Origin of the sequence: Leifsonia poae, assembly GCF_020009625.1 — a bacterium.
GTDB lineage: Bacteria > Actinomycetota > Actinomycetes > Actinomycetales > Microbacteriaceae > Leifsonia > Leifsonia poae_A.
The window spans coordinates 2,654,534-2,667,644 of record NZ_JAIHLP010000002.1 but is presented as its reverse complement, the minus strand read 5'-3'; the positions used below and the strand labels follow the sequence as shown (position 1 = coordinate 2,667,644).

Sequence of the window (13,111 nt, the reverse complement as noted above, 5' to 3'; positions counted from 1 at the left end):
CCCCGGAGCCCGCCGCGCTATGCGGCGATGTTCGACTCCGGGGCCTCGCACCTGGGGAGATCATGACCACCGTCACCAAGCCACCCACCACCGCAACGCGGCCCGGGACCGATCGGAGCGGCACCGGCCGCCGGCGCCCCGACCGCGGACCCGAGCGGGACACCCGCTCGCTCACCTTCCGGCAGAAGCTCACCCGCTTCGATGTGAAGGCGTCGCCCTACTTCTACGTCGCACCGTTCTTCGTGCTCTTCGGACTCGTCGGCCTGTTCCCGCTCGTGTACACGTTCGTCGTGTCCCTGAACAAGTGGAACCTGCTCACCGGTCCCGGCGAGTGGATCGGCTTCGGCAACTACATCGCCGAGCTGAACGACCCGTTCTTCTGGAACTCGCTGTTCAACACCGTGAGCATCTTCCTGCTCTCCGCTATACCGCAGCTGATCGGCGCTGTCTTCATCGCCGCGATCCTCGACCAGAACATCCGCGGCCGCACCTTCTGGCGGATGAGCGTGCTGCTGCCCTACATCGTCACCCCGGTTGCAGTGACCCTGATCTTCTCCAGTGCGTTCGACGAGAAGTACGGACTGATCAACAACCTCCTGCAGTCGTTCCACCTCGCCCCGATCAACTGGAAGACCGACACCTTCCCCTCGCATGTGGCGATCGCCTCCATGGTCAATTGGCGGTGGACCGGCTACAACGCGCTCATCCTTCTGGCGGCCATGCAGGCCGTGCCGCGCGACATCCACGAGTCGGCCGCCCTCGACGGGGCGGGCTCGTTCCGGCGCTTCTTCTCGATCACGCTGCCGAGCATCCGGCCCACCATGATCTTCGTGATCATCACCGCCACCATCGGCGGCCTTCAGATCTTCACGGAGCCGAAGCTGTTCAACCCGTCGAGTGCCGTTCCGGGCGGCGCCCAGCGGCAGTACCAGACCACCGTGCTCTACCTGTGGGACATGGCATTCAACCGCCAGAACTTCGGCAAGGCGTCGGCGATCGCCTGGCTGCTGTTCCTCATCATCGTGCTGTTCGGGCTGCTGAACTTCCTCATCTCGCGCCGGATCGCCTCCACCGAGAGCCGACTGCTCAAACGACGCACCGCGAAACGGCTCACCCAGCACAAGGCCGCGGAACGGCACGAGGCCGCCGACCACCGCGAAGTCACCGAGGAGACGAGAGCATGACCGCCACCGCACCCCGCCTCGGCGACACCGTCGCGAAGCCCACCACATCTCACGGCCGCCCCCCGCGCCGCAAAGCCCTCGGGATCGATCGCCGGCCCGGGTTCCTCACCTACGGTCTGCTGATCGTCGTGTTCGTCGGCGGGGCCTACCCGCTCTGGTGGTCGGTCGTCGCCGGCTCCAGCCCCAGCTCGGTGCTCACCTCCACCTGGCCACCGTTGCTGCCCGGCGGCCAGTTCTGGACGAACGTCGCGCAGGTGTTCGACACCGTGCCGTTCTGGCTCGCGCTCGGCAACTCGGTGATCGTGGCCAGCGTGATCACCCTCTCGGTCGTGGCATTCTCCACCCTCGCCGGGTACGCATTCGCGAAGCTCCGGTTCCGGGGGCGCGAAGGGCTGATGGTCTTCGTGATCGCGACGCTGGCGGTCCCCACCCAGCTGGGCATCATCCCCCTGTTCATGGTGATGAAGCAGTTCGGCTGGACCGGCACGCTCGGCGCGGTCATCATCCCGACCCTGGTGACCGCGTTCGGCGTGTTCTTCATGCGGCAGTACCTCGTCGACGTGATCCCGGAGGAACTGATCGAGGCGGCCCGGATGGACGGCGCCAGCATGATCCGCACCTTCTGGCACGTCGGGGTTCCGGCCGCCCGCCCGGCGATGGCCATCCTCGGGCTGTTCACGTTCATGACCGCGTGGACCGACTACCTCTGGCCCCTGCTCGTCGTGCCGCAGAACCCCACCCTGCAGGTGGCCCTCAGCCAACTGCAGTCCGCGAAGTATGTCGACTACTCGATCGTGCTCGCCGGCGCTGTCATGGCGACGATCCCCCTGCTCATCCTCTTCGTGCTGGCCGGCCGACAGCTGGTCTCCGGCATCATGGCCGGCGCGGTGAAAGGCTAAGAATGAACGACACTCCCCCGAACCTGACTTCGAACCGGCCCCTCTCGTCGAAGTGGCCCGCCGGCTTCCTCTGGGGCTCCGCCACGGCCGCTGCCCAAATCGAGGGCGCCGGCCACGAGGACGGGAAAGAGGACTCGATCTGGGATCGGTTCGCCCGAGTCCCGAACGCCATCGCCGGGGGTGACACGCCCGAAGTGGCCGTGGACCACTACCACCGGATGCCCGCCGACGTCGCCCTCATGAAGGAGCTCGGCCTGCAGTCGTACCGCTTCTCCACCTCGTGGGCGCGCGTCGTCCCCGGCGGACGGCAGACGAACCGGGCCGGTCTCGACTTCTACAGCCGCCTGGTCGACGAACTGCTCGACACCGGGATCCTCCCCTGGCTGACGCTCTACCACTGGGATCTCCCGCAAGCGCTCGAAGACGCCGGCGGGTGGGCCGAGCGGGACACGGCGTACCGGTTCCGCGACTACGCCGCGGTCGTCTTCGACGCGCTCAGTGACCGTGTCACGCACTGGACCACCTTCAACGAGCCGCTCTGCTCCTCGCTCATCGCCTACGCGGCCGGCGAGCACGCGCCAGGCCGGCGGGAGCCCCGCGCGGCGCTCGCGGCCGTGCACCACCAGCACCTGGCCCACGGCCTGGCCGTTCAGACGATGCGCGAGCGGGGCGCCGATGCCGCCGACCTCCGATTCGGTATCACGCTCAACCTCACTACGGCGGTCCCCGCCGACCCCGGCGACGCCGTCGACATCGAAGCAGCCCGCCGCATCGACGGGCTCTGGAACCGTCTGTTCCTCGAGCCGCTGCTGCTCGGCCGCTACCCTGACGACGTTCTCGCAGACGTGGCCGACCACGGCCTGTCCGAGCACATCCGTGACGGCGACCTGGCCACCATCGCCCAGCCCATCGACTTCCTCGGCGTGAACCACTACCACGACGACAACGTCAGCGGACACCCGCTGCCGGCCGGCACCATCCCTGGGCCGGTGCCGACCGATCGGCCGAAATCCTCTCCGTTCGTGGGCAGTGAGTACGTCACGTTCCCGCCCCGCGACCTCCCCCACACCGCGATGGGCTGGGAGGTGAACCCCGAAGGGCTGCACCGGCTGCTGGTGCGCCTCGGCGACGACTACCCCACCCTCCCCCCGCTCTACGTCACGGAGAACGGGGCCGCCTACGACGACGAACTCGACGCCGACGGCCGGGTGCCGGATGCGGATCGCGAGGCGTACATCGTCGCCCACCTCGCCGCGGTGCAGGCGGCCATCGCCGACGGCGCCGATGTGCGGGGCTACTTCGTGTGGTCGCTGCTCGACAACTTCGAGTGGGCCTGGGGGTACGAGAAGCGGTTCGGCATCGTCCGGGTCGACTACCAGACGCAGCAGCGCACGGTGAAGCAGAGCGGTCACACTTACGCACGGCTGATCGCCGAGGCCACCGCGGCCGACACCGCCCACCCGCGCGGCCTGCGGCGCAACGCAGCCGATTCACGTGTCGCGCTCTAGCATGGGACGGTAAGAAAGGTGGCCGGATGACGACGGATGTGGGGGGCACTCCGCCTGTGCCGACCCTCGAGGCGGTCGCCGCGCGAGCGGGCGTCTCCCGGGCCACCGTCTCGCGCGTGGTCAACGGCTCCCCCAAGGTGACGGCGGAGGTCGTCGCGAACGTCACCCGGGCGATCGCCGACCTCAACTATGTGCCGAACCGGGCCGCCCGATCCCTGGCCTCCCGGCGCACCCTGGTGATCGCGCTCGTCGTCCCCGAGTCGACAGCGAAGGTGTTCGCCGACCCGTTCTTCGCCTCGATCGTGCAAGGCGTCGCCCTGCATCTGGCGGACACCGAATACACGCTGAACATGGTCATCTCCTCCGAGCTCAACCCGGACAAGACCCGCCGCTACCTGATGGGCGGCAACGTCGACGGCGCACTCGTGGTCTCTCACCACTCGGGCGACCACTCCTACGCCCAGCTCGGCGGATCCGTGCCCATCGTGTTCGGCGGCCGTCCGCTCAGCGACGCCGAACACGCATCGACATTCGTCGACGTCGACAACGTCGCCGGAGCGGCGGGCGCCACCGACCATCTCATCCAGCGCGGGCGCCGCAGCATCGCGATCATCGCCGGCCCGCAGGACATGCCCGCCGGCGCCGACCGTCTGAGCGGCTGGCGCCAGGCGATGACGGCAGCCGGACTCCCGACCGACCTCATCGAGTTCGGCGACTTCTCGCCGGTGTCGGGCCGGGATGCGATGCAGCGGCTCCTCGACCGCGGCACCCCCATCGACGCCCTGTTCGCCACGAACGACCAGATGGCGGCCGGCGCATACTCCGCCATCCTCGAGAGCGGCCGCAGCATCCCGGACGACATCGCGGTCGTCGGGTTCGACGACGACTACTTCGGCCTCACGGCCACGCCGACCCTCACCACCGTGCACCAGCCCTCCATCGGGCTCGGCGAGACGATGGCGGAGGTGCTCGTGAAACGGATCGAGGGCGAACCCGTCGACCGAGTCACACTGCTGCCCACCGAACTCGTGCTTCGCCACAGCAGCTGACCGACCGCCCCGCCCGCAACCCACCCCATCCCCCGCCCCGCCCCGCCCCCGCCCCGCCCCCGCCCAACCCCACCCCCCTGATCGGGCGTGAGACGTCGCAAAGTGTCGCTCTGAGGCCGGTTTCGTCGCCCAGAACGACGCTTTGCGATGTTTCAGCGGGCGGCGGCCCGGCAGGTTCAGCCGAGCGTTCGGTAGAGGCGGTTGCCGAGAGCGGCGAGCGCACAGCCGGCCGCCACGATCGCGGCGACACCGCCGGCGTAGGCGACGAACAGGTGAGACGAGCCCGCCTCGGCTGAGAAGTAGGTCACGGCGAGCGCGACGATCGAGCCCGCCCCGCTCACGACCGCGACCCAGACCAGCGGCCACAGCCGGGTGCGCACAGGCGGGTCGGCGGGCTCGACGCGCATCCAGCTCAGCACGATTCCGGCGATGCACCCCCAGAACGCGACGACGAGCAGGCCGGCCACCACATCGCTCGGACGGTGCCACTGCTCCACGAGAGTGGATGCGCCGGCCGCGACCGAGAACACCGCACCGAGCACCGCGGCGAGCGGCCGGAACCGGGGGCTGACGAGCAGGAATACGACGAGCGCGGCCGAGGCCGCGACAGTGGTGTGCCCCGACGGGAGGGAGTTGCTCAGACCGGTGTCCACTCCCTTCTCCGGGCGGCTCAGCACCGTGTACTTCAGCAGCTGGGTGCTCCCGTTGGCGAGGGCTGCAGCGGCGACGGCCACCACGAACACACCCCAATTGCGGCGGATGGCGACGACGATCACGGCGATGATGCACGCCAAGACGACCGAGACGACCGGCAGAGCGTTGAGGAAGGCGTGCGCGAACTCGATGAGGTCACCCTTCCAGACATCCGCGCCCGCGAACGCGCGTTCGTCGATGAGCTGTCCGATGTAGCTGCGCACGAACACCAGGTACACGACCACGAACGCGGCAGCCGTGCCGAGCGCACCCCAGAAGAAGGGGGTGGCACGCAGACCCGTTCCGACTCGCATAACGATCAAGCCTTCCACACCGTGCCTGGGAATGGCCGGAGGCGCCGGAGGAACCCCGAAGACTACTCGAACGCCACGTCGGCGCCCTCGAAGCGGGCGCGCATCACCTGGATGGCCTCAGTGTTCCGGTCGACGAGCAGAAACCGGCGCCCCAGCGCGCGGGCGACGGCCCCCGTCGTTCCACTGCCGGCGAAGAAGTCGAGCACCCAGTCTCCCTCCCGGCTCGACGCCTGCACGATCCGGCGCAGAACGCCTTCGGGTTTCTGGGTGGGATATCCGGTCTTCTCGCGGCCGGTCGGCGACACGATCGTGTGCCACCAGACATCCGTGGGCAGTTTGCCCAGCTCGGCCTTCTCTGCGGTGACGAGCCCCGGTGCCATGTACGGCTCGCGGTCGACAGCGGAGGAGTCGAAATAGTACGTGTCGGGGTTCTTGACGTAGACGAGGATCGTGTCGTGCTTGGTTGGCCATCGGTTCTTCGATTTGGCGCCGTAGTCGTAAGCCCAGATGATCTCGTTGAGGAAGGACTCCCGGCCGAACAGCGCGTCGAGGAGCACCTTGGCGTAGTGCGCTTCGCGGTAGTCGAGGTGCAGGTAGAGCGTACCGTCGTCGGCCAGAACCCGCCATGCTTCGATCAGCCGTGGTTCCAGAAACTCCCAGTAATCGTCGAACTTGTCGTCGTAGCTGAGCAGGTCGCCTTTGATCCGCTCGTAGCTGCGCCCCTTGAACCCCGTGACGCTGCCCGCCCCTCCGCCGGTGCGCACGGAGGTGGTGCTGCGGCGGCGCTGCGACCGTCCGGTGTTGAACGGCGGATCGAGGTAGATCAGGGTGAAGGAGGCGTCGGGCAGCGCCGCGACCACCTCCAGATTGTCGGCGTGCACGACCGTGCTCGGGGCGTCCGGGCGCCAGAGGGCGGCGGGGAGCGCATCCGCGGTGGCGTCGTCTGGCATGTGACCTATTCTCGCAGTGCACTGCAGCCGCGGGTTCACGCCGAGCCGCCCGGGGGCTACCCTGACGGCATGAGCCTGACCGTGCAGAACGAGCCCGATGCCTCCCGCTATGTGCTTCTGCGCGACGGCGAACAGCTCGGCGTCGCCGAATACGATCTGCGCGACGGGGTGATCGTCTTCACCCACACCGAGGTCGATGAGGCGAAACGAGAGAAGGGGATGGCGTCAACCCTCGTGCAGTCCGCGCTCGACGATGTGCGACAGAACTCGAGCCGACGCGTGGTGGCGTCGTGCCCGTACGTGCGGCACTGGCTGGGAGAGCATCCCGAGTACCAGGACCTGCAAACGCGCTGACCCGCGGTCTTCGCGGGGCTCAGCTCCCGCTGGGGTCGCTGTTGCTGCGGCCGGCGACATGCTGGCCGTGGCCTTCCCGCCCGACATCGATGCGGATCTTGCCCTCCCAGATGCCTTTGTCCCCGTCGCCGGCCACGGGGGCCGGCGCGGGAAGCATGGTCTGACGGTCGAGTTCCACCTGCGCCTCGTGCCGGGTCGGCGCGAACACCTCATCGCCGATGCCGACGATGCTGCTCGACGACCCCCCGGTACTCGTGGTCTTGTTCGACAGGTCGATCCAGCCGAGCTTCGACGCCACAACGCTCAGCACGATGACGGCCCCGATCCCGCCCAGAATCCACCAGTTCACTCCACCAGGGTAACCGACCCGACCGCGCGGGCCCAGGGCCACCACTTCGCCTGACGCGCAGCGCGGTGTGACAGGTGTCGCCGCTCTGACCGCCTCGAGCGGCAACGACTGGCAACGCGTCGGCGTGGCAACGCGTCGGCGTGCCAAAGCGTCGGCGTCGGGCGTCAGCCCCGGATCGGCAGCACCAGCAGGGCGCCGGTGCGCGGGTGGTCGAGCGTCTCGACGGGGTGGCCGTACACGCGGGACAGCCGTTCGCCGGTCATGACCTCGCGCGGTGAGCCGTCAGCGACGACACGGCCTTCGGCGAGGAGCACCACCCGGTCGGCGTAGGCGGCAGCCAGACCGAGGTCGTGGAGCACGGCGACCACGGCGATCCCGTCGGTGGCCAGACCGCGGGCGAGGGTCAGCACCTGCTCCTGGTGGGCGATGTCGAGGGCATCGGTCGGCTCGTCGAGCAGCACGATCGGGCACCGCTGGGCGAGCACCCGCGCCAGCGAGACGCGGGCGAGCTCGCCGCCGGAGAGGGTTGTCACGTCCCGGTCGGCGAGGTGGGCGGTGTCGGTTCGGGCCAGGGCGTCGGCGACGATGGCGTCGTCGTCGGGCAGGTTCTGCTCCGCGCTGCGGGTGGGCGAACCCGGTTCGATCGCCGACAGGATGCGACGGCCGCGGCCTGCGCCGGCCTGCCACGGCATCCGACCGAGCCGCACCACATCCCGCACCGGATACGAGAACGAGACCCCCTTCTGCTGCAGCAGCACGCTGCGCAGCCGGCCCAGGTCGGAGACCCGGATGCGGTGGGCGGGGCGATCCGCGATCGTCGCCTGCCCCGCATCTGGGGTCGCGTCGCCGGCGAGAACCGCCAGCGCCGTGGATTTGCCGGCGCCGTTCGGTCCGATGAGGGCGACGAGTTCGCCCGGGCGCACCGTGAGGTCGACGGCGGTGAGGATGTCGCGGCCGGCGATCCGCAGGTCGACCCCGCGCAGCGCGGCGCCCGGCAGCGGGTCGCGGGCCGCCTGCGCCTCCGCGCTCACGCCGCGCCCTCCTTGCCGGAGACGGTGCGACGCAGCAGCACGAAGAACACGGGGCCGCCGACGAGAGCCGTGAACATACCGATCGGCAGATCGGCGAACGGCACGGCGGTGCGCGCCACCACGTCGGCGCCGCTGATGAGCAGAGCCCCGCCGAGGGCGCTCGCGGGGATGAGGGCGCTGTGCGCGGGCCCGATCAGCAGACGCAGCAGGTGCGGGATGATCAGGCCGACGAACGCGATGATCCCGGCGAACGACACGGCCGCCGCGGTGAGGAGGGCCACGAGCAGGATCGCCCAGAGCCGCACCCGTTCGACGTTCACCCCCAGGTGGCGGGCGCTGCGTTCGCCGAGGGCGAGGGCGTCGAGGCGCCGGGCGAGCGCCCAGGCGCATCCGAGGCCCACGACCAGCAGCGGCAGGGTGACCGCCACGGCGTTCCAGGTGGCGCCGTTGAGCGATCCCAGCTGCCAGAACATCATCTGCTCCCGGCTCGCGGTGTCGGCCGAGAAGACGAGGAAGGCGATGATCGCATTGGCCACAGCGTTCACGGCGATCCCGGTGAGCACGAGCATGAGCACCTGTGTGCGGCCGCGCGCCCGCGACAGCGTGTAGACGAGGATGGTGGTCAGCACGCCCATCACGAACGCGGCGACCGGGATGCTCGCGGGGCCGAGCCCCTGCAGGTCGAACACGATGACGGCGCAGGCGCCGACCGCGCATCCGGCGGAGACGCCGACGACGGCCGGTTCGGCGAGCGGGTTCGCGAACACCCCCTGCATCAGTGCACCCGCCACCCCCAGGGCGGCCCCGACGATGACGCCGAGCACGAGGCGCGGGAACCGGATGTTCCACAGCGCGCCGTCGGCGTAGGAGACGGTGCCCGGGGGCACGGGGACCAGCCCGAGTCTGCGGCCGATCGACGCGAGGATCTCCGCCGGCGACAGGGCGAACTGTCCGAGCGCTGCGGAGGCCAGGACGACGGCGAGGAGGAGAACGATCATGCCGACGATCACCGGAGCACGGCGGCGGCGGGCGCGCACGACCGAGCTCGGGCGCGCGGACCGCGCGGAGGGCAGCGCCGAGGGCAGCGCGGAGGGCGGGCCGCCCGTCTCCGTTCGGGCCGCCGGATCGCCACCCTCCACCTTTTCGGTCACGGCCGTCATCTCGTCCCGCCCGGCCGGTAGATCGCGTCGGCGAGGGAGCGCAGCACGGCAGGCGTCGTCGGCCCGAACGACAGCACCTGGCCGTCGGCCATGTCGACGATGCGCTGGTGGCGGCCGGCCGCGGTGTCGGCGACCCCGGCCCGCTGCAGCAGGCCGTCGACACCGCCGGTGGAGGCGAGACCGTCGGTCATTGTGAGCAGCAGGTCCGGGTTGGTGGCGAGCAGGGCCTCGCTGTTGGCCGGCTTGGCTCCGGTGATCCCGGCGGCGGTCGCCACGTCGACGGCACCGAGCGAGTCGATGAGGTCGTCGGCGCCCATCCCCTTGCCGAACAGGAAGAACACGCCCGCCCGCCCGCGCACGTAGAGGAAGGCGACCCGCAGTTTCTCGGCGTCGGCTTTCGGCGCGAGTGCGGCGACGGCGGTGCGGGCTTCGCTGAGTTCGGCTTCGATGCGCGACGCGAGCTTCTTTCCAGCCGAGTCCAAACCGACCGCATGCGCCACGGCTTTCACCTGCGGGCCGATTGTCGCGATGCTGCGCTTGGGGTCGAAGAACACGACGGTGACTCCGGAGGCGCGCAGCTGGTCCTGCACCTCGCGCGGCCCGAGCGTCGTGTCGGTGAGGATGAGCGTGGGGTGCAGCGCCAGAATCGCCTCGCCGTTCAATTCGTGCCCGTTCTGGGTCACGAGCGGGAGCTTCTTCATCGGGGTGAGCGTGTTGGAGGAGCCGCGACCGACGAGCCGGTCGCCCAGCCCGAGCCCGACGACGGTCTCGGCGAGCGTACCGTAGACGTCGAGGGCGAGGATGCGGTCGGCGTCGGTGACGGTCACGCTCGCACCGGTGGCGTCTTTCACTGTCACCGGAAGGATCGGCTGGGGGTTCTTCTGGATCGGGACGACGTCGGCGACGGTGGCCGCCGTCGACGGCCCGGTGAGGGTGCGCGGGTTCGCGAGTCCGGCCCGCGCGTCCGTGCTCGCTGCGGCGCTCGGGGTGACGGATGCGGCGGATGCGGCGGGCCCGGCGGGCGCGCCACCGCCACCGGTCCCGCCGCAACCGGCGAGAGTGGTGACGGCGAGGGCGATCGCGGCGAGCCGGCCTGCCAAGCCGATCCGGCCGAACCGTCGCCTCGACCGGTACGGCGCACGTGCGGTCACTGCGGAGACACGCCCATGGGCGGCGCTCGACGCGCCGCCCACAGACTCGATGATGCCGATCGTCACGCCCGCGCCGCCGGAGCGGGGGTGGCGATCCGTCGGCGGGCCGCGGAGACCGCTGCGATGCCGACGAGCAGCATCAGGCCGCCGAGGATCGGCCAGGCGCCCGTGTCGCCGCCGCCGGTGGTGGCGAGGTTGGCCGCTGTGCTGCTGTCACAGGGTACGGTGGCGCCGAGCGGCAGACGGAACGACACCGGGTCGAGGGCCGTTCCGGCGGTGTAGAACCCGGCGAAGGCCTCGGCTCCGGCCGCGGTGAGCGTGACCGGCGCATCCGTCGCCGTGGGGGTCGCACCGGAAGCCCCGGAGCCGCCGAGCGCGACGGTGGCGAACGAGACGCCCGGGTGTTCGCTCGCGGCGCCGCTCATATCGGTGGAGTGCACATCGGCGGTGATGGTCGCCGAACCGGGGCCGCTCACGCGGATTCCGAGGTTCGAGAGCACCAGATTGAGTACGCCGCCGTGGCCGGTGAACGAGACGCTGCCCGGGAACCGCACGGTGCCCTTGCCGTCGGCGGCGTTGTAGCTTCCGCTGCCCCCGCTCCAGGTGTAGCGGCCACTTTCATAGCCGACGCCCGAAAGGGTCCAGGAGCCGTTGGCGATCCCGCCGGAGATGTAATTTCGGAAGCTGGACTTCACACCCCACTGCAGGGTGGCTCCCGAGACGGCCCGAGCGACGCAGACCGGCTCGGCCTGCGTGGTCGCGGCCGACGCGACACCGCCGGTCACGGGCGGAACCGTCGTGACGGCCGCGGTGACGGTGTGGGTCACGACGGCAGCGACCGACGGTGCGAACGCGGTGGGGTCGGCCGGCGCGAAGGTCGCACCCAGGGCGCGTGCTCCGGCTGCGAGCGAGCTGAGTCGCGTCGTCGCCTTGCCGTCTTTGAGGGCGAGGTTGCGGGCGGCGACCCTCGTGCCGTCGAGCACGTCCACGGTGCCGGCGGCGACCGGTGACACGGCGACGGTCACGTCGACGCCAGCGCCGGCGGCCGAGCTCGCCGCGGAGGTGGTGACCGTCAGCGTCGTGACGGCTGGTGCGACGGCCGGCGCCTGGAATGCGATCGGTGTGTAGGTGTCTTGGCTACGGTCGGATGAGCCGTGCGCGGCGAAGGTGTAGACGCCGCACTCCTCGGCGAGGCAGTCGACCTGAGTGCCGTTCGAGGTGAAGACCGACTTCACGCCGCTGAGGGCCTGCGTGAAGGAGCCGTCTGCGCCGATCGTCCTGACCCACTGCACACCCTGGTAGAAGCCGGCGTTGACGAACCAGCTGGGGTCGCTCTTCGCGCTCTTGGGGCCGACGCCGACGTACACGCCCTGCACCACACCACCGGTCGGCTTGAACGCCGAACCGGTGACGGTGATCGGTGAGCCGGCAGGGTCGAGACCGGTCGCCGGTGAGACCGACACCGCTGCGGCCGCCGGCTGTCCGGCCGCGGTCACGGTGACGGTGACGGCGCCCGAGGTCGAGCCGGCGAACGCATCCGGGTCCGTCGGGGTGAACGCGGCGGTCACCGAGTGGAGCCCCACGCTGAGCGGTCCGGTGAACGCGGCGGTCGAACCGCTGACGGACACCGTTCCGAGCGATGTCGAACCGTCGGAGAACGCGACCATTCCAGCCGCGGCGGGCGAGACCGTCGCCGTGAACGTGACGGGGGCGCCTTCGGTGACGCTGCTCGAGCTCGCGGTGAGCGCGAGACTCGTTGCGGTCGGGGCGGCCTTCGCGAAGGTGACGGCGGTCGTCGTGTTCTGTGACGGGTCGCTCATCCCCTGCCCGTGGGCCTTCGAGGTGTAGATCGAATACGCCGGCACGGAGGTGCTGGGCGCAGGAATCGTGACCGTCACACTGAACGAACCGTCGGCAGCCATCGGCGCGGTGCGGCCGGCGGCGCCGGTTCCGTCGGCGTTACCCGGCGCGACCCAGACCGTCTCGCTGGCGACGAGGCTTCCGGAGCCCGGGTAGAAGCCGGCGAGGCCGGCCGGACCGACGCCGAGGTAGATACCCGGTGAGACTCCGGCGAAGCCGCTTCCCGTGAGGGTGATGGTGCCACCGGCCGCGGGCGCTTCGGGCACGGACACGGCCGGTCCGGCGGCCTGGGCAGGCGCGGCGACCACGGCCGTCATGCCCACGGTGGCGAGCGCCGTGGCCAGCACGGCGGCCAGGATGCGGCGGCCTCCCCGGCGAACGGGCGCGGTTCTGGCCGACACGGCGGATGGGGGATTCGACGTTCTCATGGCGCTCCTGAGAGCGGGACGGCGCTGCTGCCGCCTCGCTTGGTGATCTGGTGTGGTTAGGTAAGGCTTAGCTAACTAAGCCTTACCTAACCTAACAGGCCGACCCCCTCCTCACGCAAGCACCTCGGTCGCCAGAAATGCGAAATGTGCCTCATTCGCGATGAATGAGACACACTTCTCA

The 13,111-nt window shown here is 70.1% G+C and carries 12 protein-coding genes; 5 read left to right on the top strand and 7 right to left on the bottom strand.

Annotation, left to right across the window (positions count from 1 at the left end; all coding sequences use genetic code 11):
• The first annotated feature begins 62 nt into the window (after nt 1-62).
• Genes K5L49_RS13490 through K5L49_RS13475 form a run of 4 tightly spaced genes read left to right on the top strand, consistent with a single transcriptional unit; the run spans nt 63 to nt 4,640 of the window.
• Nucleotides 63-1,184, top strand: coding sequence for a carbohydrate ABC transporter permease (locus tag K5L49_RS13490; RefSeq protein ID WP_223693492.1), 1,122 nt, complete (start codon nt 63-65; stop codon nt 1,182-1,184).
• Nucleotides 1,181-2,083 carry a carbohydrate ABC transporter permease gene (locus tag K5L49_RS13485; protein WP_223693491.1) on the top strand — a complete coding sequence of 301 codons (903 nt, stop codon included), beginning with the start codon at nt 1,181-1,183 and terminating at the stop codon, nt 2,081-2,083. Before K5L49_RS13490 ends, K5L49_RS13485 begins: the two co-directional genes overlap by 4 nt.
• 2 nt (nt 2,084-2,085) lie before the next feature.
• Nucleotides 2,086-3,591, top strand: a complete 1,506-nt coding sequence (locus K5L49_RS13480) for a glycoside hydrolase family 1 protein (RefSeq protein WP_223693489.1) — start codon at nt 2,086-2,088, stop codon at nt 3,589-3,591.
• A gap of 26 nt (nt 3,592-3,617) precedes the next feature.
• Nucleotides 3,618-4,640 carry a LacI family DNA-binding transcriptional regulator gene (locus K5L49_RS13475; RefSeq protein WP_223693487.1) on the top strand — a complete coding sequence of 341 codons (1,023 nt, stop codon included), beginning with the start codon at nt 3,618-3,620 and terminating at the stop codon, nt 4,638-4,640.
• Between the two features lie 176 nt (nt 4,641-4,816).
• Here the strand turns inward: K5L49_RS13475 and K5L49_RS13470 are convergent, their stop codons facing one another.
• Nucleotides 4,817-5,647, bottom strand: coding sequence for a phosphatase PAP2 family protein (locus tag K5L49_RS13470; RefSeq protein ID WP_223693486.1), 831 nt, complete (start codon nt 5,645-5,647; stop codon nt 4,817-4,819).
• A gap of 62 nt (nt 5,648-5,709) precedes the next feature.
• Nucleotides 5,710-6,597, bottom strand: a complete 888-nt coding sequence (locus K5L49_RS13465) for a DNA-methyltransferase (RefSeq protein WP_223693484.1) — start codon at nt 6,595-6,597, stop codon at nt 5,710-5,712.
• On the opposite strand from K5L49_RS13465, the gene K5L49_RS13460 reads away from it, so the two are divergent.
• On the top strand, nt 6,523-6,951 hold the full coding sequence (locus K5L49_RS13460; protein ID WP_374107689.1) for a GNAT family N-acetyltransferase: 429 nt from the start codon (nt 6,523-6,525) through the stop codon (nt 6,949-6,951). The genes K5L49_RS13465 and K5L49_RS13460 overlap by 75 nt on opposite strands.
• Nucleotides 6,952-6,970: 19 nt before the next feature.
• Here the strand turns inward: K5L49_RS13460 and K5L49_RS13455 are convergent, their stop codons facing one another.
• From K5L49_RS13455 to K5L49_RS13435, 5 genes are all read right to left on the bottom strand, one after another.
• Entirely contained in the window at nt 6,971-7,300 is a 330-nt protein-coding gene (locus K5L49_RS13455) for a hypothetical protein (RefSeq protein ID WP_223693480.1), read from the bottom strand.
• Between the two features lie 164 nt (nt 7,301-7,464).
• Nucleotides 7,465-8,331 carry a heme ABC transporter ATP-binding protein gene (locus K5L49_RS13450; RefSeq protein ID WP_223693478.1) on the bottom strand — a complete coding sequence of 289 codons (867 nt, stop codon included), beginning with the start codon at nt 8,329-8,331 and terminating at the stop codon, nt 7,465-7,467.
• A complete protein-coding gene (locus K5L49_RS13445) occupies nt 8,328-9,491 on the bottom strand; it encodes a FecCD family ABC transporter permease (RefSeq protein ID WP_374107688.1) in 1,164 nt (387 codons plus the stop codon). Before K5L49_RS13445 ends, K5L49_RS13450 begins: the two co-directional genes overlap by 4 nt.
• On the bottom strand, nt 9,488-10,708 hold the full coding sequence (locus K5L49_RS13440; RefSeq protein WP_223693476.1) for a heme/hemin ABC transporter substrate-binding protein: 1,221 nt from the start codon (nt 10,706-10,708) through the stop codon (nt 9,488-9,490). The genes K5L49_RS13445 and K5L49_RS13440 overlap by 4 nt, the downstream gene beginning before the upstream one ends.
• Nucleotides 10,705-12,930: an HtaA domain-containing protein gene (locus K5L49_RS13435; protein ID WP_223693475.1), complete on the bottom strand. Its 2,226-nt coding sequence runs from the start codon at nt 12,928-12,930 to the stop codon at nt 10,705-10,707. Before K5L49_RS13435 ends, K5L49_RS13440 begins: the two co-directional genes overlap by 4 nt.
• Nucleotides 12,931-13,111: the final 181 nt, after the last annotated feature.

Coding starts and splice junctions, on each gene's coding strand:
- K5L49_RS13490 (WP_223693492.1), top strand. CDS start 63: ATGACCACCGTCACCAAGCCACCCACCACCGCAACGCGGCCCGGGACC.
- K5L49_RS13485 (WP_223693491.1), top strand. CDS start 1,181: ATGACCGCCACCGCACCCCGCCTCGGCGACACCGTCGCGAAGCCCACC.
- K5L49_RS13480 (WP_223693489.1), top strand. CDS start 2,086: ATGAACGACACTCCCCCGAACCTGACTTCGAACCGGCCCCTCTCGTCG.
- K5L49_RS13475 (WP_223693487.1), top strand. CDS start 3,618: ATGACGACGGATGTGGGGGGCACTCCGCCTGTGCCGACCCTCGAGGCG.
- K5L49_RS13470 (WP_223693486.1), bottom strand. CDS start 5,647: ATGCGAGTCGGAACGGGTCTGCGTGCCACCCCCTTCTTCTGGGGTGCG.
- K5L49_RS13465 (WP_223693484.1), bottom strand. CDS start 6,597: ATGCCAGACGACGCCACCGCGGATGCGCTCCCCGCCGCCCTCTGGCGC.
- K5L49_RS13445 (WP_374107688.1), bottom strand. CDS start 9,491: ATGACGGCCGTGACCGAAAAGGTGGAGGGTGGCGATCCGGCGGCCCGA.
- K5L49_RS13435 (WP_223693475.1), bottom strand. CDS start 12,930: ATGAGAACGTCGAATCCCCCATCCGCCGTGTCGGCCAGAACCGCGCCC.